Source organism: Chryseobacterium sp. FG46 (genome assembly GCF_057809135.1).
Genome location: NZ_JBMDJJ010000026.1, coordinates 1 through 19,996 on the forward strand (window position 1 = coordinate 1; position 19,996 = coordinate 19,996).

Here is a 19,996-nt window from a genome sequence, read left to right on the forward strand (position 1 = left end):
GCATATTACAAAGATACAATGACTAAACATTCCCCCCAACTTTTGAGACTGATCCCTTATATATCATCAACAATAAAAACAATGCTGTTTTAATAAATAGTATTACTATTATAATTGTAGTATTTTATACAATGGTATAAGTTTTGCTTATTTTCATTATAGTTTTATATTTGTATTCATAATAATTACTACAATGGAATTTCAGTTAAAATTTAAAGTCAACGAAAATCTTTATCTTAAAGATCCTGAAAATAGCGAAATAGGTAAAGCTATTGTAAAAAATGCTATTGAGCTGATTTATGAAACAGGGTTTGAGAGCTTCACATTTAAAAAACTGGCACAGAAAATCAATTCTACAGAAGCTACCGTTTATCGTTATTTTTCATCAAAGCATAAACTTCTTACCTACATTCTCAACTGGTATTGGTCTTACCTGGAGCTGATATCCAAGTTTCGCTTGCTAGAAATAAAAGATCCTAAAGAAAAAATAGATAAACTGTTAAACATTATTACACATCAGGATCACGCCAATACAATGATAGAAGATTATGACTTGGTAAAACTGCATACAATAGTCATTGCAGAAAGCAGCAAAGCTTATTTGGTAAAAGAAGTAGATGAAATTAATAAAGAAATGGTTTTCAGTCCTTTGAAAAGTCTTTGTGCTTTTTTTGGAGAAGTCATTTCTGAAGCCAAACCGGATTTTCCTTACCCCAAATCATTTGCAAGTACACTTTTGGAAACAGCGCACGATCAGCATTTTTTTAGTGAACATCTTCCAAAGCTTACAGATAATCATACCCAAAAAAAGGATCATAAAAATTTTGTGCTGGATTATCTGCGTTTCATAACCACCAATCTTTTAAAATAAACCGATCGATGGACAATTCTCCAAAAAAATACAGCAGACAACTGTTTCAGTATATTACCAAGGACAAAAAAGATGTTACCAATATCTACTTTTACGCTATCCTCAATGGTTTGGTGATGCTGAGCATACCTTTGGGTATACAATCTATTGTCAGTTTTGTGATGGGAGCAACGATGGCAACTTCTATCTATATTCTGATCGCTTTTGTAGTTTTAGGAACTTGGCTGAGTGGTTTTTTCCGGCTGAAAGTAATGCAGATCATTGAGAAGATACAGCAGAAAATTTTTGTTGAATTTTCTCTTGCCTTTGCTGAAAAACTTCCTAAAGTAGATTTATCACAAACGAGAAAATATTATTTACCAGAACTTGTGAACCGTTTTTTTGATACCCAGAATCTACAGAAAGGAATTTCAAAAATCTTACTGGAAATTCCTACAGCTCTGATCCAGATTTTATTTGGAATTCTGCTTCTTTCCTTTTACCATCCCTGGTTTTTGGTTTTTGGGGCTTTAGTGGTGATCTGCGTGGTCATTATTTTCAGATTTACAATGGAAAGCGGGATTAAATCCAGTATTGAAGAAAGTGATAAAAAATATGAAGTGGCTTCCTGGATTGAAGATATTGCTGCATCTGTAAAAACATTCAAATTCAATTCTAAGAAACAGATTCATCTTGCAGAAACTGATAATAGAGTAGTACAGTATCTGGATCATCGTACGGAACATTTCAAGGTTTTGGTTTTTCAATATAAAACGATCATTGCATTTAAAGTAATCATTACATTGGTAATGCTGGTGATTGGAACTTATCTTTTAGTAAACCAGCAATTGAACATTGGTGCATTCATTGCCACCGAAATTGTAGTGTTAAGTATTATGACAGCTGTGGAAAAACTGATCAAAAGTCTTGAAAGTTATTATGATGTAATTGCTGCGTTGGCAAAACTGAATAAAATTACCAATCTGCCCGAAGAAAAATTAGGCACTATAGATTTTGAATCTCAAAAAGGAGGTTTTGAAATAGAATGCAAAGAAGTACATTTTTCTTTTAACGATTATCAGAAAATTTTTGAAAATGTCAATTTTAAAATTAAAAAAAATTCGCTTACAGTCATTTCAGGTAAGTTGGGAGCAGGAAAATCTATGCTCCTGAATATGATCAGCGGTTTTTATGAACCCACTTCAGGGAGTATTTTTTTTGATAAAATACCGCTTAAAAATATCGATAAATCTTCACTCAGAAACCTGATTGGTTTGTATCTAAAAGATATGACGATAATAAAAGAAACCGTTTATGAAAATATTGTTCTGGGTCACAATGAAACTACAGTTGAGCAAATTCTGAAATTATCTGAAGAAATAGGGGTTGAAGACCTTTCCAGCCAGTTCAGCAACGGTTTTTTAACCCGGATTAGCGAAACGGATACTGAAGTATCCTTTAGCATCAAAAAGAAAATATTGCTGCTCAGAACATTAGTGGGCGCCAAAAAATTATTGATACTGGAAGACCCTTTTGAAGGAATGGATGATACTTTTAAAACTAAAATGAAAGAGTATCTTATAAAACTGAAACAGGTTTCTACAATCATTGTAGTATCAGAAAATGAAAACCTAATCAACGATGCAGATCAAAGGCTGCTGGTAGAAGATGGAACAGTGAAAACTTTATTTAACAAAAACTAAAAAAGATGGAATTGCAGTCAGTCAATAAAATATATCACATCCACAAAAAATCAAGGGTTAAAATATGGTTTCTTTTCATATTGATTGGAGGCATCATTGTACTGTTTTTGCCGTGGACCCAAAACATCAAGGTAATGGGAAATGTGAGTACGCTTTATCAGGAACAGCGTCCGCAGCAACTCAATTCACCAATTCCGGGCAGAATCATCAAATGGTATGTGAAAAACGGTGATTATGTAAAAAAAGGCGACACTCTTCTTCAGCTTTCTGAAGTAAAAGAAGATTACCTGGATCCGCTTTTGGTAAAAAGAACCGAAATGCAGGTGGAAGCCAAAAAGGGCGTGAGAGATTATTACGAAGCCAAAGTTGGAACCACCAACAGCCAGATCCGGGCTATGAATTCCGCAAGAGATTTAAAACTGAATCAGCTTACAGTAAAAATCAGTCAGCTCAACAATAAATTAGCAGGAGAAGAAGCAGAACTGGAAGCTGCTAAAAACGAACTGAGAATGACTTCCGACCAATACGAAAGACAGAAGAAAATGTATGATGAAGGTTTGGTTTCGCTAACCCAATTTCAGCAGAGAAGTGTTTCTTACCAAAATGCTTTGGCTAAAAAAACAGCAGCCGAAAATAAATTAGCCCAAACCAGACAGGAAATTGTGAATGTAAGCATCGAACAGAATGCAGTTATTCAGGATTATAATGAAAAACTGAGCAAAACCGAGGGCGACCGTTTCCAGAGTATGGGACAGATTGAAGGAAGTGACGGCGATATTGCCAAACTCGAAAATCAGGTTGCCAATTACAAAGCAAGACAAGGTTTGTATTTCGTGATTGCTTCTCAGGACGGACAGGTTGTACAGATCAATAAAGCCGGAATTGGAGAAATTCTGAAAGATGGTGAAAGTATCGGAATCATTGTTCCTGAGAAAGTAGATTACGCCGTAGAAGTTTACATTAAACCTGTCGATTTGCCTTTGGTAAAAGAAGGACAGCGGGTGATGTGTATTTTCGATGGTTTTCCGGCGATTGTTTTTTCAGGTTGGCCGAATTCCAGCTACGGAACTTTTGCAGGAAAAGTGATTGCGGTAGAAAACAACATCAGTGCAAACGGAATGTTCAAAGCATTGGTGATTCAGGATAAAAATGAAAAACAATGGCCTCCGAAGATCAAAATGGGAACCGGAGTTCAGGGTATTGCCATTCTTAATGATGTTCCTATCTGGTACGAATTGTGGCGAAATATCAACGGATTCCCACCGGATTATTATGAAGTAAAAACCGAAAAATCTTCAAAAGATGAAAAGTCTAAAAAATAAATTTTCAGCGCTTCTCGTTCTGGTTTGTATTCAGTTTTCTTTTGCGCAGGATTCTCTGAAACTCTCTCATCAGGAATTTCTGAATATTGTGAAAAATTATCATCCGCTGGCTTTCAGATATCAGCTTCAGAATAAAATTGCCAATGCTGAAATTACCAAAGCAAAAGGAAATTTTGATCCGGTGATTGCAGGAAAACTGGGAGAAAAAAATATTGACGGAACAAAATATTACGAACAGAAAAATGTAGAACTCGGAATTCCTACTTGGTACGGAATCGACATTACCGGAAGTTACAATTATCTGGATGGAGAAAAACTGAACAGCAGCGAAACAAAAGGAGGTTTGTATCAGTTTGGGGTTACGGTGCCTTTGGCAAAAAATCTTTTGTATGATAAAAGAAGAGCAATGCTTGATCAGGCAAAATTCGGATTGAAAATGACGGAAGCAGAGCAGACCGTTCTTACCAACGAGCTTCTTCTTGATGCAGAAAATACGTATTGGGAATGGGTGAAAACCTATGAAATCTACAAATTACAGAAATCGGCTGTAGAAATTAACAGAGAACGCCTTGAGCTTACAAAAAAAACATATCAGTACGGTGAAAGACCAGCAATTGATACGGTGGAAGCTGCTTCTCAATTACAAAGTTTTGAGCTTCAGGAAAGGGATGCTTATCTTGGTTTTGTAAAGAGTACTCAGGAGCTTCAGATGTATCTTTGGAAAGAAAATCAGGATTTTTATGAAATTTCAACGCTTATTTTTCCGTCTTCCAATCTCGATCAGCATTCCGGATATACCGATTATGATTTTCTGGTACAGAATTTAGAATCAAAACAGCTTCAGAATCATGCTTCACTGGAATATTATTTTCAAAAACAGAATATTCTGGAAAGTGAAAAAAGACTGAAATGGCAGAGTTTTCTTCCAAAACTGGATTTTACCTATAATTTCTTCAATAAAGAAAATTACAAATCTGAATTTCTGCCTTTATTTGATAATAATTTCCAGTACGGACTGAAACTGGAGATTCCCATTTTCATGAGACAGGCAAGAGCAGATTATGAAATCGCCAAGCTGAAGATTTCTCAAAACCAGCTGGATTCTCAGCTTAAAACCCGTGAACTGGAAACCAAAATTGAAACCTATAAAAACGAAGTGAGTAATTATTTTATGCAGATTGATATTTCCACCAGGAATCTGAATAATTACCGCCGGCTTCTGAATGCTGAGGAAACAAGGTTCAGCAATGGGGAAAGTTCTTTATTCCTGATTAATTCCAGAGAAAATAAATTACTGGATGCCCGAGAAAAAAACATTGAACTGAAGGCCAAATTCCTGAAAAGCTATAACAAACTGAAATGGCTGAATGAGAATTTTTTGAGGTAAATAGTCTTACGGATATTTCTGGGAATTAAATGCAGGTAAGCTTGAGATTTTCTGGATGAGTTTATACTGAAGAAGTTCCCAGAAGCCGTTAAAAACTATTGGGCAGGGAAAATGTAAAAATAACGGATTCTCAGGAGGTTAATACTCTATTTCATTTCCGTAATAAAAATCCTATAATTTATATTATGTTAAATTGAATATTATTTTGGATTCAAAGATCTACACCACATGTTGAATTTTATTATTTTACCCTCTTGATTGAGGTATCAGATTTTCAAGTAATATTCAACTCCATCTAAGTTGTTCTAATAGCTTCTAAGTATATCAATCTCATCTGCATGCAAATTATTTTAGAAATGGCGGATTAAGGAATTTCTACTAAGTCCTAAATCCGCCATTTTGTAAACTGCTTGTGATCAGAAGTTTTTTTATTGATTTAATTCTTCTTATTTAATTTTTCTAATTCAGGTAAATCTTTTTTGTACTTTTCAACGTCCCAAGCTAAATTCCAGTTTTTAACGTAGTCAGAGATTGAACCCAAGCCAACTTCTGTTCTTCTTTTATCTACATTATCCGGATCTAGTAAAGGTAAAACATAGTAAGTATTATTACTTTGATTGATTCCTATCTGGCTTCCGTATATTTGTTTTCTGCCTTCCCGGATTTCTATTCTGTCAATTAACAACGCTAAAGAACCGGCACTTGCATTTCCTTTTGTGACAGCTTCTTTCATCATCGGTAGATATTTTTTCTGCGTTTCCAGATCTGAATGCTGAATCACAAGAAATAAGGCACTATTGGCCTGTGCGCCTACTTTGTCTTTACCCACCCAGCCTTTTTCATCTAATATTTTTTTTACTTTTAACAGGTTAAGCGAGTCTTTCTGCATTGTTTTTTTCCAAAGGTCATTCATTTCCTTAGATTGCGGACCAAATTTTTTTTGCGTTTCATCCATTTGCATTCTATATTTTTGATCTTCCTCAAGAATTGCCAATAATTCTGCCTGCAATGGTTTGTCATAATTGGCTTCTATCGCTGCTATTTTTTTTTCTAACTTTTCAATGGTTTCCCCCCACTCTTTTTTTGAATGTAGATTATCCAAATCGGTATCAGATTTTAAGTGCTTCAGATTGGTCCAGCCTTTATCTATGGATAGGTTTAGCCATTTGAATGCTTGTTTTGTATTTCCTGCCAAGGAAGATGAGCATGCCCCATTATATAAGTGACTTGGATTTTCATTTTCGATTTTAAAAGCCTTACCATATACATCAGTAGACATTTTATAATCTTTTGACCTGTATAATTGATCAGCTTCAATTATTAATTTTGAGTATTCCTGAGCATTAGCGCCTGTGAATAAAAATAATAACAACAAAGCATAAATAGTGTTTCTCATTTTTTCTGTATTTAATTCTTAAATTTTAGATGGTTACGTTTTGTTTTCAGGCTCAATTTAATTGATATAATTTTTACAAAGCCATTTATGCTACGAATATAAAATTTATTTTGATGATGGGATTGTTAAGAAATCACAAAAAAAATCATCCTAAGTTTTGGATGATTTGATGAATCTTTTGTTTTTAGATAAAATGTCAGAATTTTTTAAATTGAACATCATCTTAAAAATATTTTTAAAAATTTAAATGAGTTATTTTAGCTTGCTTCTCTCTTCTTCCCAGAATCTGTCCATAATTGCCTTAGATTCTCCCTGGCTTTTCAGCATTTTATGTCCCCATTGTCATCAATTCTATAATGTCCTTTAAAAGCATCCGGCATGGTCTCGTATTGTATGTTTACTTTTTCTAAAATTTCTTTAAATCCTTCAATAATGGATAATTAAAATCATATAGCAATTTCAATATTTTATTGCGAATATCTAATTGTTTTGCTGAGTTGTATATAGTAATCAGATGTTCTACATTGTCATTGCTGATAATGCTTTTGTCTAAATTAAATAGTGCATTTCGAAATTCAGGCTTCTTTTCATTATCTTTTTTATTCGTTAAAATATCCGGAAAGTTGCTCACCATACTATCAATATAAGTGTAATTCTTAGTTATTATTGTTAATAATCGGAGCAAGTTCTTTTTTCAATTCTTCAAACTTCTCCTTGCTCATCATATCAATTTCCACGAGTTCTTTTGCTTCTTTTAATTTTGCAATCGCTTCTTCCCTGGTCACTTTTCTATTTTTTAAAAGAATTTCACCAGACTCAATCCCTAACTCCGTATCCATCACGCTTAAATATTTATTGATTCCAAAAGCTCTGTCATTTATTTCTCCCAAAACCATAACTACATACAGAGGCTTATTTTTGCTGCCTCTGTGATAAGTCTTTATTTCTCTGACAATCACTTTAGTATTTTTTAAGCTGATATCTGCCATATTCTGTGCTTCACCACCCATAGCAGACATAATACTTCCAAATCCAGCCGGCCTTCCCATTTGTACAAATTCATAAGTCTTTTTGGAAGTACTTCTTGATTGTGAAATCCCACCTCTTGCTTTGTTCCCGTAACTTCCTGAATAAGTCCTTGTATTCAGTTCTTCAGAGGTTGGAGATCCTAATATTAAAGTATCACCTACCTTCACACTATTTTTACTCGTTGTTATATATTCCTTAACCTGGGCACCGTTTTTAATAGTGTTGAAGAAATTAATATCCTGTGTGTTTTCGTAGGTCAATAAATCAATATTTTCCTGAGCCTGAATATTCACTATCGATAAGAGAATAGTAAAAAAAGTAATTGTTTTTTTCATAATTGTTATTTTGTATATTGGAATTCAATTCTTAGTTTGCAGTTGGTTATTCTATTTTACACAAATATAATACAGTTATTTATATATAAAATGAGGAAAACCATAAAGCTCCAAAGTACTAAGACTTTGGAGCTGAGTTTAAATAGCTAACCTTTCAGCTGTTCTACTATTGCTTGGTGATTTTATTGAAAAAAGTATCTCCTTTAAAGATATAGTCTCCTGAAGGATATTCAGTCAGATCGATGGTATTTTTCCCTTTTCTAAACAATATATTTTTAATGAGGTTACCGTTATTATCATATAAATAAACATTTTCATCTGCTGACGATTCCACGTTGATCACTCCTGTCGTTGGATTAGGATAAGCGGAAGTTTTTGTTTTTGGAGAAGCCTCTCTTGTTGACAGAAAGCAACCGGAAATATAGGAATCTCCAATAATATTAAACCCTTTACTGATCAGCTGTGCTCTGGCCAGCATCGCTTGCGGTGTAGAATAAACCAATCCTGTTGCATCTATAGTTCCGGACGTTATTGTTGAGTTCGCCCAGGTAGGATTATTATTCAGAGCGATGAGAAAATTGCTGTAATTCGTACATGATAAGCCTGCATTTTTAAATCCGAAATAGATTGTATTCCAGCTGAAGTTTTGAAGCTTGATATTCCACGAAGAAATATCCTGGTCAAAATGTGAAGCACCTGCCAACATATTAAATCCGGCGAAATAATCAGCCTTACTTACATCCCAGTTTCCGATGGGCTGATTGAACGATACTGCATTTTCAAACATATGCTCAAAATCTGTCACTTTACCTGTATTCCAGTTATCAAGAGGCTGATTAAATGCTCCCGCATTATAGAATGTATAGCGGAAATTAGTCGCATTTTCTGTATTCCATGAATTTAATGGCTGGTTAAAAGCTGTGGCATCTGCAAACATGGAGGAGAAATCAGTTCCGGATATCGTATTCCAGGCAGAAATATCCTGATTGAAGGAAGAAGCAGAAGAAAACATGCTGCTGAAATTGGTTACTTTTGCTGTATCCCAGTTTCCGATATTCTGATTAAACAGCGTCGCTCCGCTGAACATACCGCTCATGTCCGTAATACGGAATGGATTCCAGTAAGAAAATGAAGTATGGCCTGTCAAAGATGAACAGTTAAGGAACATTTGTGATAAACTGGTTATCTGTGTCAAATCAGGAGTATCTGCAGCCGTTACGTTAAGATTGGGACAGTTGGCGAATGCTCTGTCGAATTGCTGAAGCCATGTCGTATTTCCCCACTGGCTGAGTTCTATGAGTTCCTGATTTCCACCAGGAGGCATGATCTCGGCATTGGCCCTGAACCCGTAAAATAATCCGTTACCGCTGGATACTTTTAATTCGTAAGTGGCCTGCAGAGGATCTGGATGGAATGATGGCCCAAAATATATGAGTAAAGGCTCATTGCTGCTAGAGGTTACATAATCAAACATCCCGTTATGCTCAGGATATCCTACTTCTTGCCAGTAAATGGTGTAATCGGTTCCTGTGCCGCCGAATCTTATTGAATGATCAATAATGCCGTTTGCATTGGGTTTCCAGATGGTAGTAAATTCATTTTGCGCATAGGAAATGCAAAATAAAAGAAGAAAAATGATTATTAGTTGTTTTTTACACATAATTTAAAAAAGTTGTTTTAAGGTTAAAATTGGTTTGGGTAAGACAATTAATTTCCCGGGATTCTTTATCTTATCTCTGATACAAAGGTACTGGCGCACAGCGACAAAACTCGTCGTATTATAATTTAATAGCCTTTTTTTTAGTTTTTTTTGATGAAAATTATACGATAAAAACATTGGTGAAATCAGACCAACAGAATAGCTATAACAATTAATAACCATGTAAAAAAAGCAGCTGTCATTTGAAATAACAGCTGCAGAAAAATAGGGTTTTTATATGGTTATTTTCACACCGGCGGAAATACTAATTCCGGGAAGCGGACTGAGAAATTTTAACTGAGAGTTCTGAAGTCTGGCCTCAGCATTCAGCAGATTGTTTCCTATGATATAATATTCGAGATCACCTAAACCCAGACTGCTGTCCTTACAGGAAATACGGGCATTCAGCAGTGAAAATGCAGGCATCGGAAGTTCAGGATTAATATTTTTACCCGGTTTCCGCTTAAACTTCTGATAACCGGAGATCCGGAATTCGAGTAGAGAAAAAAATATACAAACTCTAAAAAAAACCTGGAAGGAAGCACTCCTGATGATGTACTGAGAGCTGAAATATTAAAAGTTATAAAAAATAAGGTTTTCTTAAAACTGAGTTCTCATTTTTCTGATGAAATAATGGAATGTGAAATGGTTAAGATAAAAATAATCACGAAATTGTAAGCATTCCGGATTTTGTCTCTATATTTAAAATTTTCTCATAAAAAAGAGACTACCTTAAAAAGGCAGTCTCGTGATTTTAATGTCAATGCTTACTTATTAGCAAGTAGAACCGCATTCAAGTAATTTGATGTGAACTACACCATTTACAACACATTGTGTCTGGCATAAAGCATTAGTTACAACAGTGCTTACACCGCCAACTACTCCACCTACTGTAGAACCAACGCCGGTAACTACTCCACCAACGATAGTACCTACACCGCCAACTACACCGCCAACTACTCCTCCTAGTCCACCTAGAAGACCGCCGATTGGATCTAGTAATCCATTACCTGAAATAGCTTTTAATTCGTTTCTGTCTAATTTTTTTAAGTTTTTCATAACTATAATTTTTATATGATTATTACATCACGAATATATGAATAATTAATCCTTAATTGCAAATTATTTTCAATAAATTAATTATACGTTATTATTGTTTAATATTTTATTAATATTAATATGTTTTTATTAAAATATTAATTTTGCTTATATGTAATTGATTTTCTAAAAGTTAAAATTAATAATTCAATTTGTGGAATTTTGAGTTATTATTTTTGTACTAAATATCATTTATCGCTATCTATTTTTTAATATGTCTGAAATTTTATATATTTATTTGTAGCTAGACCTTCAGTAAGATAAAAACTGATCTTTGAAGCATTTAAATTGATTCATTTTGGAAAAAAGATAAGAGTAGAATAAAATTTATGTTCTTCTTGTAGTAAAAACCGTTCTGTTTATTGATAACGGAATCAAATTTTGTATTTTTGCTGACATACTTATATCAATGTCAGTTTTTTCAAATAATATACGCTTTTTAAGAGCCAGGAGAAAGCTCTCCCAACAAAATGTGGCCGATGAATTATTGATTTCAAGAGTTCGGTATTCAAAATATGAAAACGGAATTTCTGAACCTCCTATCGAACTGTTGATAAAAATCTCAAAATATTTCCATGTAAGTATTGATCTTATGCTGTCTGTAGATATTGAGAAACATCCGATAGATGAAATGCTAAAGCTTCCGGATAACAGAATTGTTCTTCCGGTAGCCGTAGATAATCATGGAAATGATACCATAGAAATTATTCCCCAGAAGGCTTCAATGGGTTATCTGGAAGGTTATAGCGATATCGAATATATCGAAAGTCTTCAGCGTATTGCTCTTCCTTTTCTTACCAATGGAAAATACAGAGCTTTTCCTGCGGATGGCGATTCTATGCCTCCGTTCAGAAACGGATCTTATATTGTCGGAAAATACGTAGAGGGAATCAATGAACTGAAAGAAGGTAAAACCTATGTTTTTGTCACCTTAAATGACGGGATTACCTACAAGCGTTTTAAAGAAAGAAAAGAAAATGCGATCTGCGTAAGTGCTGACAATTCATTTTATGAACCTTATGATATTCCTTTTGAAGAAGTAGTGGAAATCTGGCAGTATGCTTCAGGAATTTTCCCTGAAGATTTTGAGCCGGGTGATTATGAAAGCTACAATTTTAAAGAGATGTTCCGTGAACTGAGACAGGACATCAGGGATCTTGATAAAAAGGTTTCAGGCCGTCGCCGCAAGCAATCTTAATATTTAAAATACTTATTATATAATATACTCCTGGTTTTTACACCGGGAGTATTTTTAAACTCTCTGGTTTTAAGGGATTCAATAGCGTCCTTCTGTTTCAGGCCAGGATTACTTCGTTTCCTTCTTTTAGTAATTTGTGTTCAATCGTTTTAGAATTAGTTTGTCGTCTTCGGCGATTAGAATCAGCATAATTTCAGATTTTTAAATAATTGTAATCCTGTTGTTATTTCCCGGATCACTTCTTTTTCCATGATACCAAAGTCCATGTTGGGCTCTGCTTTATTTTCCCAGCTGGCAGTAAGTTCTGTAAGTCTTACCAATCCTGCTGTTCCTGCTGTTCCTTTAAGCTTGTGAAGGATCAATTTCAGATTGGTGCTGTCTTTTTCAGCAGTGCTTTTTTTTATGTCTTCTTCAGCCTGAGTAAGTTGTTCTATTACAAGATCTAAAAATACTTTTCTGAAATCTTCATCGTCATCGCCTATTTGTTTATTCAGAAGATTTATATCCAGATAATTTTCTTTATTTGAGGGAAGATTATTTTCATTAGGAATGTATTTCTTCAGCATTTCCAGCAGATCATTTTGTCTTAAAGGTTTAGGAAGGAAGTCATTCATCCCGGAATCCAGACATTTTTCTTTTTCACCCAGTACATTTCCAGCAGTAACGCCAATAATCGGAACATGGGAATATTGCGGGAGTAAACGGATTTTTTTGGTTGCTTCAATACCATCCATTACCGGCATCTGAACATCCATTAAAATAATATTGAATATTTTTTCTTTACACTGCCGAACTGCCTGCAGCCCATCCGTGGCTTCTGTAAGCAGAGCATCGGGAATAAGTGAGCGCATCATTTTATGATTAAGAACCATGTTCACCGGGTTGTCATCTACGAGTAAGACCTGTGGCGACTGCATCAGTATGGAGGTTGCGGCTTCCGGCTGTGTGCTGTTGGTTATTTCTTTTTCAGTATTCTTTACAGCACGTCTCAATGTTTTGTAAAGCTCTTCGGACTTGATAGGCTTCAGCAGGAAGTAAGAATTGTTTTCCTGACGGAAAGAATTGATAACATCGTGTTCCTCAGAAGACGTATGGAGAATAATCAGAGGAGATGATTCATTCTGTTCCTCAAATAGTTCTTTGATTTTTTCTATGGTTTCCAGCCCGGAAATAACAGGCATATGATAATCCATCAGAATAACATCAAAACGTTCTCCTGCCAGCAGTATCTGAAGTGCTTCCATTCCGTTGGCAGCAAGCTTGGAATCTATATTTTTATACGCAAGCATGTGCTGAATAATAATCCTGTTGGTTTCATTATCATCTACAATAAGGACCTTGTTTATATTCAGCTCTTCATCTTCATGGCTGTAGCACATTTCATAGGGAACCTCTATATCAAAATAGAAAACAGAACCTTCCTGAAGTTCGCTCACCAGTGATAGGCTGCTTCCCATGTATTTCAGAATATTATTGGAAATGGTAAGTCCGAGACCTGTTCCTCCATACCTTTTGCTGATAGAGCTGTTTTCCTGGGTAAAGGCATTGAAAATATGCTGTTGTTTTTCTTTAGGAATACCAATTCCGGTATCTCTTACTGAAAATCTGAGTGTGATATTTTTGTTGTCTAAATTCAGTTTTTCTACTTTAAGTTCTATTTCTCCCTTTTCCGTAAATTTCACGGCATTGCCAAGAAGGTTGATCAGAATTTGCTTCAGCCTTGATTCATCCAGCCAGATGGTTTCAGGAAGTCCCTGCTCTATATTCAGCAGTAATTCTATATTTTTTTTCTGTGACTGGTAAAGGATAACATTAATTACCTGACCTACCATGTCATAAATATTGGACTTTTCAACGATGAGATCCATTTTTCCGGATTCTACCTTGGAAAAATCAAGGATATCGTTGATGATATTCAATAAATTTTCTCCTGATTCATTGATATAATTAAGATATTGAGTCTGTATTTCGTTTAACGGAGTTTTTAAAAGGAGGTCGGAAAAACCGATCACACCGTTCAGTGGAGTTCGGATTTCATGGCTCATATTGGCCAGGAATTCAGATTTTGCTTTGCTGGCAATATCTGCCATTTTCTTGGCATTTTTCAGTTCTCTGTTGATTTTTACAGATCCTGTAATATTTTGTGCAGAAACAATAATTCCCCCGATAACATTATTGGAAAGATACCATGGGGTGACTTCTACGCTGTAATGCTGAATAATTCCCTTACCTGGAACTTCTATTGCCATGTCTTCATTCTTGTAAGCCTTTCCCGCCAGTGCATCCTGATATATTTTTAATCTTTCATCTGGTACATTGGGAGAGATTTTAAACATGTTTTCGCCAATAAGCCTGATGTCGTTCAGCTGGAACTCATCTTTCCAGCTTCTGCTTACAGAAACATAATTAAGATCTTTGTCAAACATCGCTACTGTAGAAGGTACATACGTAACAAAAGACTGCAGCATAGCCTCTTTTTTGGCCAGCTCAAGGTAGATTTTTTTGAATGTATCAATATTCTGAATGATTCCGTAGACTCTGGTGCATACTCCGTCTTCAAATTCAGGTATACCTTTTACTCTTACCCAGATCATCACACCGCCATTCTGTACAAGCTGTAATTCTTCATCGTAGGGTACGCCTTCTTTTATAGCTCTTTCCAATAAGAATTCCAGTCTTTCCCGGCTTCTTTCACTGTAAAAGCCCAGTGCATTTTCAAAATCCGGCTTAAAATTTTTATCTATTTTATGGATTTCTCTTGTAGACTGTGACCAGATTACGGTATTATTTTTCAGATTCACTTCCCATCCTCCCACCTGAGCAACAGCACTTGTCTGTTCCAGCATCTTTTTGGTATGCACCAGATCTTTTTCCAAAGTCACTCTTTCAGTAACATTCAGTGCGGTGCTTATAACGTAGGGATTTCCTTCTTTATTGATTTCAACAAGATTGTGGTACATCCAGATCATTTCTTCACCTCCTTTGGTTTTCAGGATCATGGTTCCGAAATCTTCATGATTTTTGTTGATCCGTTCGAGATATTGCTCAAGAAGAGGCCAGTTTTTTTGGGGAACAAGATCTTTTAAATTCAATCCTTCTACTTCTTCGGCAGAATATTGCAGGATTTCTCTCCCTTTTTCGTTGACAGCAATGATATTCCCTTCCATATCATGCATACTCATCAATCCTATGGCATTTTCAAAGAAGCTTCTGAAGCGGCGCTCAGAGCTTTCCAGTTTAAGTTTTTCTTCGATGCGTTGGGTGATATTGATTCCGAAACAAAAAATCTCTGAATGGTTTTGATTGAGCTTTAAATACCATTCAATAATGATAGTTTGATTACCATTTACATTGGTTGAAGTAGTAAATGTTACTTCTTCATCCGTATTGGGTAGGTTTTCCGAAAGCAATTGGAGTTGAGAATTATGATTTCCTATCAGGTCCAGGAAATTCTGATTGAGAATCTGACCTTTATCTCTTTGAAAAGTATTTTCAAAAGCCGGGTTAGCCTCTTTCAGTAAGAAGTCTTTATTCAGAACACAGATCAGGTTATTGGAAATAGTAAAGGTCTGTTGAAAATACTCCGCCTGGATGTTTTTTCTTTTTCCCATAAGGACTTTTGTAATGGCCTCTGCTATTTTTTTCAGCGTTGAAACCTGATCGTCTGTAATTGTTTTAGGTTTATAATCGATCACACAGATTGTCCCTAATACGAATCCTTCATCATCAATCAAAGGTACTCCTGCATAAAACCGGATTTCGCCTTCAAGAATAATTGGATTATCAAAAGATCTTTCATCTGACAAAGTATCATTGATGACTACTATGTCCCCACTTGCAATAGAATACTGGCATAAGGTGCTTTTCCTGTCTACAAGATCCAGAGCAATTCCCACACAGCTTTGAATGTTCTGGGTTTCGCTTTCCATCATGGAAATAAGCGCTGCAGGACAGCCTGTCACCAGGCATGCTGTTTCTGCAAAAATGTCTAACTGGGGATCTTTTTCAAGATTTAAAAGATCAAAATACTCCAGTTTCTTCATTCTCTCTTCTTCATTCGCAGGAATTGGATACTTCTTCATATGTTATATCAACAATTAGAGATTTTTCTTTTTTCATTATTAAAAAATGATAATCAAGACCTTAAAGTTAATATTTTAAATATTTTAAGGCTATTCAAATTATTATTTTAATAGGTAAACCAAAGTACGAAATAATTTTGTATTCTATTGCAGTAAATATGTTAATAAAGCTATATGTATATTTATTTCAGATTAATTGAGGTAAATGTTACGTTCTGAAAGAAATAACACGCATTATGAAAATGAAAAGTACTATATGTGAAGTATGGTACTTAATGGATGAACCGGGATCAATATAAGTATTGATTATGTATTTTCTTAAGGTCTGACGATTGGTGGTTTAGAAAAAGTCCATTCCCGAAAATTCGGAAATGGACTCACCACTTATCATCATCCAAATCACAACTAAACTATGAACAGTGAAGCAATAGTTTGTGCATCGCTGCCACTTAAGATTTCGTCATAAGCTGCAGAACCTGCTGCAGCACCAAAAAGAGCGCCTGTATTATAACCAGCCTGATTGGTATTGTCTTCTCCGGCATAAACAGGATTGGTGGCTGAAGGCATATTTCCTCCGTTTGCAAGCTCAATCCATCCTTTGTTGGCTCTCATTCTTCTTACCTGTGAGGCATGCCTTGCTTCAACGGAGTGAATCTGTAATGCTGCCTGAAGTACCACTTTGTTGGACATCACATTTCCGGCCTGTCCTTTATAAGCCCTTACTCCGGTATCTTCAAAGGCCTGAGCAAGGATAAGAAATTGGTTATAATCTGTAAAAGGCATGAAATTTCCGCCGGCTGTAAAATCAAAAGTAGGTTTATTTCCGGGAGTTGTTCCTAAAGAAGTCAGCGTGCTTTTCAGAAAGCTTACGTGAGCGGATTCATGTTTTGAAATCTGCATGAAAACGGTTCTGTCTCCATTGGGGATCAGTCCGGGGGTTGACAATCCTATGCTGTAGTATTCATTTTCGAGATATTCCAGTACCAATGCCAGTTGTAAAGCATCTGTAAGGGTACTTTTTAAAGCAGTACCTGTTAATGCCGTTTTTGTAGTTTCTGCTTTGGCAGGAGTAGCCATCATCGCCCCCAATCCAAGAGGTATTGCTGCTGTAGCTGCTTTTTTTCCGAATAAAGAAATATTCGTAATGGTTTCCAGTCTTGAAGCTTCTGTAGTGAAAAATTTATCATCAGAAAGCTTATCCAGTAATCTAAGAATATTCATAATGTGAGTTTTAAGGTGAATGATTAGTTGATTCCTCTTTCTTTCCAGGTAAAAGGTGTTTTGATAAATGCTCCGGCAGCCATTACAATATCTTTAGGCTCCTTGGCAAGGTCAAGTCCATTGGCATCTATCACATCATCTCCTGAAAAATCTGCTGATCCGGGATTAATTAGATTTCGGATGGCAGAGGCATGTCTGGCTTCTACGGAAACTATCTTACCGGCAATCACAAGGTAAGCAGGATTGGAAATATATTTCCCTGCTCCATTGTAAGCTGCAACACCGGTATCTTCTAATGCTTTGGCTGTTGCTAGTACTGAATTCCGATCATTAAAATTCACATTCGGATACTGGAATTCAAGTTTAGGAAGCACATGATCTGTGGCACCGCTGATTGCAACTTTGAAGAAATCACGGTGAATAACTTCGTGGTGATAAAGATCTGTAAAAACTTCTTTTTCAATACTGGAAATTCCCGTATAAAAATTGTTGACCACTTTCGTATAAAAATCTGCTTCCAACTGTTCCAAAGCATAGGCATAATTAAGTACACCTACATCTCCTGTTCCAAGATCGTACTTGGATTCTTCTATAATCTGGAAGTCATCATCATCATTACATCCAATGATGGTAAGACCTGCGATGGCTAATCCTACTCCACCTAATTTTAAAAAGTTTCTTCTACTGGTATCAAGGGTAGCGCCCTGATTAGAAACCTGAATTGTTTTTTTCATATTATTAATTTTTAGTGTTGGACACATAAGAGGAAGAAAAACAGCATAATGGATATGCTGTTTGAAATCTTAGAATTTATTATGGCATCAATACCGTGTCTATTACATGAATTACCCCATTAGATTGGTTCACATCGGCAATCGTTACTTTTGCGCTGTTTCCTTTTGCATCTTTTATGTAAAGATCTTTACCTTTTGTCCAGAATGTAAGGTCTTCACCCTGCACTGTTTTCATCATGCTTTTTCCGTTTCCTGATTTTACGGCTGCCCAAATTTCTTTGGCACTGTATCTTCCTGGAAGAACATGATAGGTTAAAATAGAAGTAAGCATTGCGTTGTTTTCAGGCTTTACAAGGTTTTCTACTGTTCCTTTCGGAAGCTTTGCAAAGGCAGCATCTGTGGGAGCCAATACCGTAAAAGGCCCTTCACCTTGTAATGTTTCTACCAGGCCGGCAGCTTTTACCGCAGCTACAAGGGTTTTGTGATCCTTGGAGTTGACAGCGTTTTCAATAATGTTTTTGGAAGGATACATAGGAGCTCCTCCTACCATTACTGTTTTTTCTTTCATCGTTTGTGCAGTTACCTTTCCGCTGAAAGCAAATGATAATGCTACCATTGCTAAAACTGTGATTTTTGAATGTGTGTTCATTGTGTTGATTTTTTAATTAATTATATTTAATTGTGCTTTTAATGTCATTTACGAGGTAGGTTTTATTTTAGATTTAAAAAAAATAAAATTTATTTTAACTAATTGATTTGTAGTGTTTTATTTTTTATCCGGAACAAATTCAAGACAGATCGAATTCATGCAGAAACGTTTTCCTGTAGGTTTTGGACCGTCATCAAAAACATGACCAAGGTGAGAATCACATCTTCCACATCGTACTTCAGTACGCTCCATATGATAAGAGGTGTCTTTTCTGTACTTCACACTGTTTTTATGGATGGGCTGATAAAAAGAAGGCCAGCCACAGGTGGTGGCAAACTTAGAGGTTGAAATAAAAAGAGAATTTCCACATACTGCACAATAATAAGTGCCTTTTTCATCAAATTCATAATATTTCCCTGTAAAAGCAGTTTCTGTGGCACCTTCTCTTGCAACCTGATAAAGCTCTGGCTTTAAAATCTTTTTCCATTCGCTATTGCTTACTTTCAGAATGTTTTCTGAGGTGTGAGAATAATAGGGATTTTTAGCTTTGAAAAGTGTGCTTTGTGCTTTATAACCTTCTAAACATAAGGCAAAGCAAAAAGCAAGTATTGTTTTTGAAACGAATGTTTTCATATTGATTTTTTTTAATTATTTTCTTAAAATCATTTACGAAATAAAAGTTTACTGAGATTTTGTTGGGAATTTATTTTATTTTATTACATTTGGATAGAAAAATAAAAGCTATTAAAACAACCTATTCTGAAGAGCAACTTATCGTTTTACTAAAAGAAAAAAACGAAAATGGTTTTCATTATCTATACGAGCACTATTCCGGTGCGCTGTATGGGATTATTCTTCGAATCGTTCAGTCTAAAGAATATACCGAAGAAGTTATTCAGGATGTTTTTGTTAAAATATGGAACTCTATCCATCAGTATGATACTTCCAAAGGCAGATTTTACACTTGGATGATCAATATAGCACGGAATACCGCTATCGATTATTTAAAATCGAAAGCTTTCCAAAATGAACTTAAAAACCAATCACTTCCGGATTTCGTATATAATACTGCAGAGCTTTCAACCACTAATAATTCTTCCGATTATATTGGATTTAATAATGTGCTTGAAGGTCTGGAAGCAGACAAGCAGGAGCTTATAGACCTTGCTTATTATCAGGGATATACCCAAAACGAAATATCCGAGAAACTGAAGATACCGCTGGGAACGGTAAAAACAAAAATGAGAAATGCACTGATGAAATTAAAAGATTTGCTAAAAGATTATCAATAAA

At 35.4% G+C, this 19,996-nt stretch carries 16 protein-coding genes; 6 read left to right on the forward strand and 10 right to left on the reverse strand.

The window, feature by feature from the left end:
* The first annotated feature begins 193 nt into the window (after positions 1-193).
* Genes ACODR7_RS17110 through ACODR7_RS17125 form a run of 4 tightly spaced genes read left to right on the forward strand, consistent with a single transcriptional unit; the run spans position 194 to position 5,262 of the window.
* Positions 194-871, forward strand: coding sequence for a TetR/AcrR family transcriptional regulator (locus ACODR7_RS17110; RefSeq protein WP_488840887.1), 678 nt, complete (start codon positions 194-196; stop codon positions 869-871).
* An 8-nt stretch (positions 872-879) separates the two neighbouring features.
* Positions 880-2,553, forward strand: a complete 1,674-nt coding sequence (locus ACODR7_RS17115) for a peptidase domain-containing ABC transporter (RefSeq protein ID WP_488840889.1) — start codon at positions 880-882, stop codon at positions 2,551-2,553.
* 5 nt (positions 2,554-2,558) lie between these two features.
* The gene (locus tag ACODR7_RS17120; RefSeq protein ID WP_488840891.1) at positions 2,559-3,875 is read left to right on the forward strand and encodes an HlyD family secretion protein; all 1,317 of its coding nucleotides are present in this window, start codon (positions 2,559-2,561) and stop codon (positions 3,873-3,875) included.
* On the forward strand, positions 3,856-5,262 hold the full coding sequence (locus tag ACODR7_RS17125; RefSeq protein ID WP_488840893.1) for a TolC family protein: 1,407 nt from the start codon (positions 3,856-3,858) through the stop codon (positions 5,260-5,262). Before ACODR7_RS17120 ends, ACODR7_RS17125 begins: the two co-directional genes overlap by 20 nt.
* Before the next feature lie 436 nt (positions 5,263-5,698).
* On the opposite strand, the gene ACODR7_RS17130 is transcribed toward ACODR7_RS17125, so the two are convergent.
* The 5 genes from ACODR7_RS17130 to ACODR7_RS17150 all read right to left on the reverse strand — a co-directional run bounded on the left by ACODR7_RS17130 (position 5,699) and on the right by ACODR7_RS17150 (position 10,780).
* Positions 5,699-6,658: a DUF6624 domain-containing protein gene (locus ACODR7_RS17130; protein ID WP_488840894.1), complete on the reverse strand. Its 960-nt coding sequence runs from the start codon at positions 6,656-6,658 to the stop codon at positions 5,699-5,701.
* Between the two features lie 656 nt (positions 6,659-7,314).
* Positions 7,315-8,022, reverse strand: a complete 708-nt coding sequence (locus tag ACODR7_RS17135; RefSeq protein ID WP_488840896.1) for a hypothetical protein — start codon at positions 8,020-8,022, stop codon at positions 7,315-7,317.
* Positions 8,023-8,188: 166 nt separating this feature from the next.
* On the reverse strand, positions 8,189-9,682 hold the full coding sequence (locus tag ACODR7_RS17140; RefSeq protein WP_488840898.1) for a BspA family leucine-rich repeat surface protein: 1,494 nt from the start codon (positions 9,680-9,682) through the stop codon (positions 8,189-8,191).
* Between the two features lie 273 nt (positions 9,683-9,955).
* Positions 9,956-10,147 (reverse strand): hypothetical protein, encoded by a 192-nt coding sequence (locus ACODR7_RS17145; RefSeq protein WP_488840900.1) that lies wholly within the window; start codon positions 10,145-10,147, stop codon positions 9,956-9,958.
* A gap of 348 nt (positions 10,148-10,495) precedes the next feature.
* On the reverse strand, positions 10,496-10,780 hold the full coding sequence (locus ACODR7_RS17150; protein WP_488840902.1) for a bacteriocin-like protein: 285 nt from the start codon (positions 10,778-10,780) through the stop codon (positions 10,496-10,498).
* A 448-nt stretch (positions 10,781-11,228) separates the two neighbouring features.
* On the opposite strand from ACODR7_RS17150, the gene ACODR7_RS17155 reads away from it, so the two are divergent.
* The gene (locus ACODR7_RS17155) at positions 11,229-12,017 is read left to right on the forward strand and encodes an XRE family transcriptional regulator (RefSeq protein ID WP_488840904.1); all 789 of its coding nucleotides are present in this window, start codon (positions 11,229-11,231) and stop codon (positions 12,015-12,017) included.
* A 182-nt stretch (positions 12,018-12,199) separates the two neighbouring features.
* On the opposite strand, the gene ACODR7_RS17160 is transcribed toward ACODR7_RS17155, so the two are convergent.
* The 5 genes from ACODR7_RS17160 to msrB all read right to left on the reverse strand — a co-directional run bounded on the left by ACODR7_RS17160 (position 12,200) and on the right by msrB (position 19,336).
* Entirely contained in the window at positions 12,200-16,099 is a 3,900-nt protein-coding gene (locus ACODR7_RS17160) for a response regulator (RefSeq protein ID WP_488840906.1), read from the reverse strand.
* Positions 16,100-16,504: 405 nt separating this feature from the next.
* Positions 16,505-17,320, reverse strand: coding sequence for a ferritin-like domain-containing protein (locus tag ACODR7_RS17165; protein ID WP_488840908.1), 816 nt, complete (start codon positions 17,318-17,320; stop codon positions 16,505-16,507).
* A 23-nt stretch (positions 17,321-17,343) separates the two neighbouring features.
* Positions 17,344-18,054 (reverse strand): ferritin-like domain-containing protein, encoded by a 711-nt coding sequence (locus ACODR7_RS17170; protein WP_110366192.1) that lies wholly within the window; start codon positions 18,052-18,054, stop codon positions 17,344-17,346.
* 79 nt (positions 18,055-18,133) lie between these two features.
* The gene (locus ACODR7_RS17175; protein ID WP_488840910.1) at positions 18,134-18,703 is read right to left on the reverse strand and encodes a fasciclin domain-containing protein; all 570 of its coding nucleotides are present in this window, start codon (positions 18,701-18,703) and stop codon (positions 18,134-18,136) included.
* A 117-nt stretch (positions 18,704-18,820) separates the two neighbouring features.
* The gene (gene msrB / locus ACODR7_RS17180; RefSeq protein ID WP_488840912.1) at positions 18,821-19,336 is read right to left on the reverse strand and encodes a peptide-methionine (R)-S-oxide reductase MsrB; all 516 of its coding nucleotides are present in this window, start codon (positions 19,334-19,336) and stop codon (positions 18,821-18,823) included.
* 89 nt (positions 19,337-19,425) lie between these two features.
* Here msrB and ACODR7_RS17185 point away from each other — a divergent pair, with 89 nt between their 5' ends.
* Positions 19,426-19,995 (forward strand): RNA polymerase sigma factor, encoded by a 570-nt coding sequence (locus ACODR7_RS17185; protein ID WP_488840914.1) that lies wholly within the window; start codon positions 19,426-19,428, stop codon positions 19,993-19,995.
* Position 19,996: the final 1 nt, after the last annotated feature.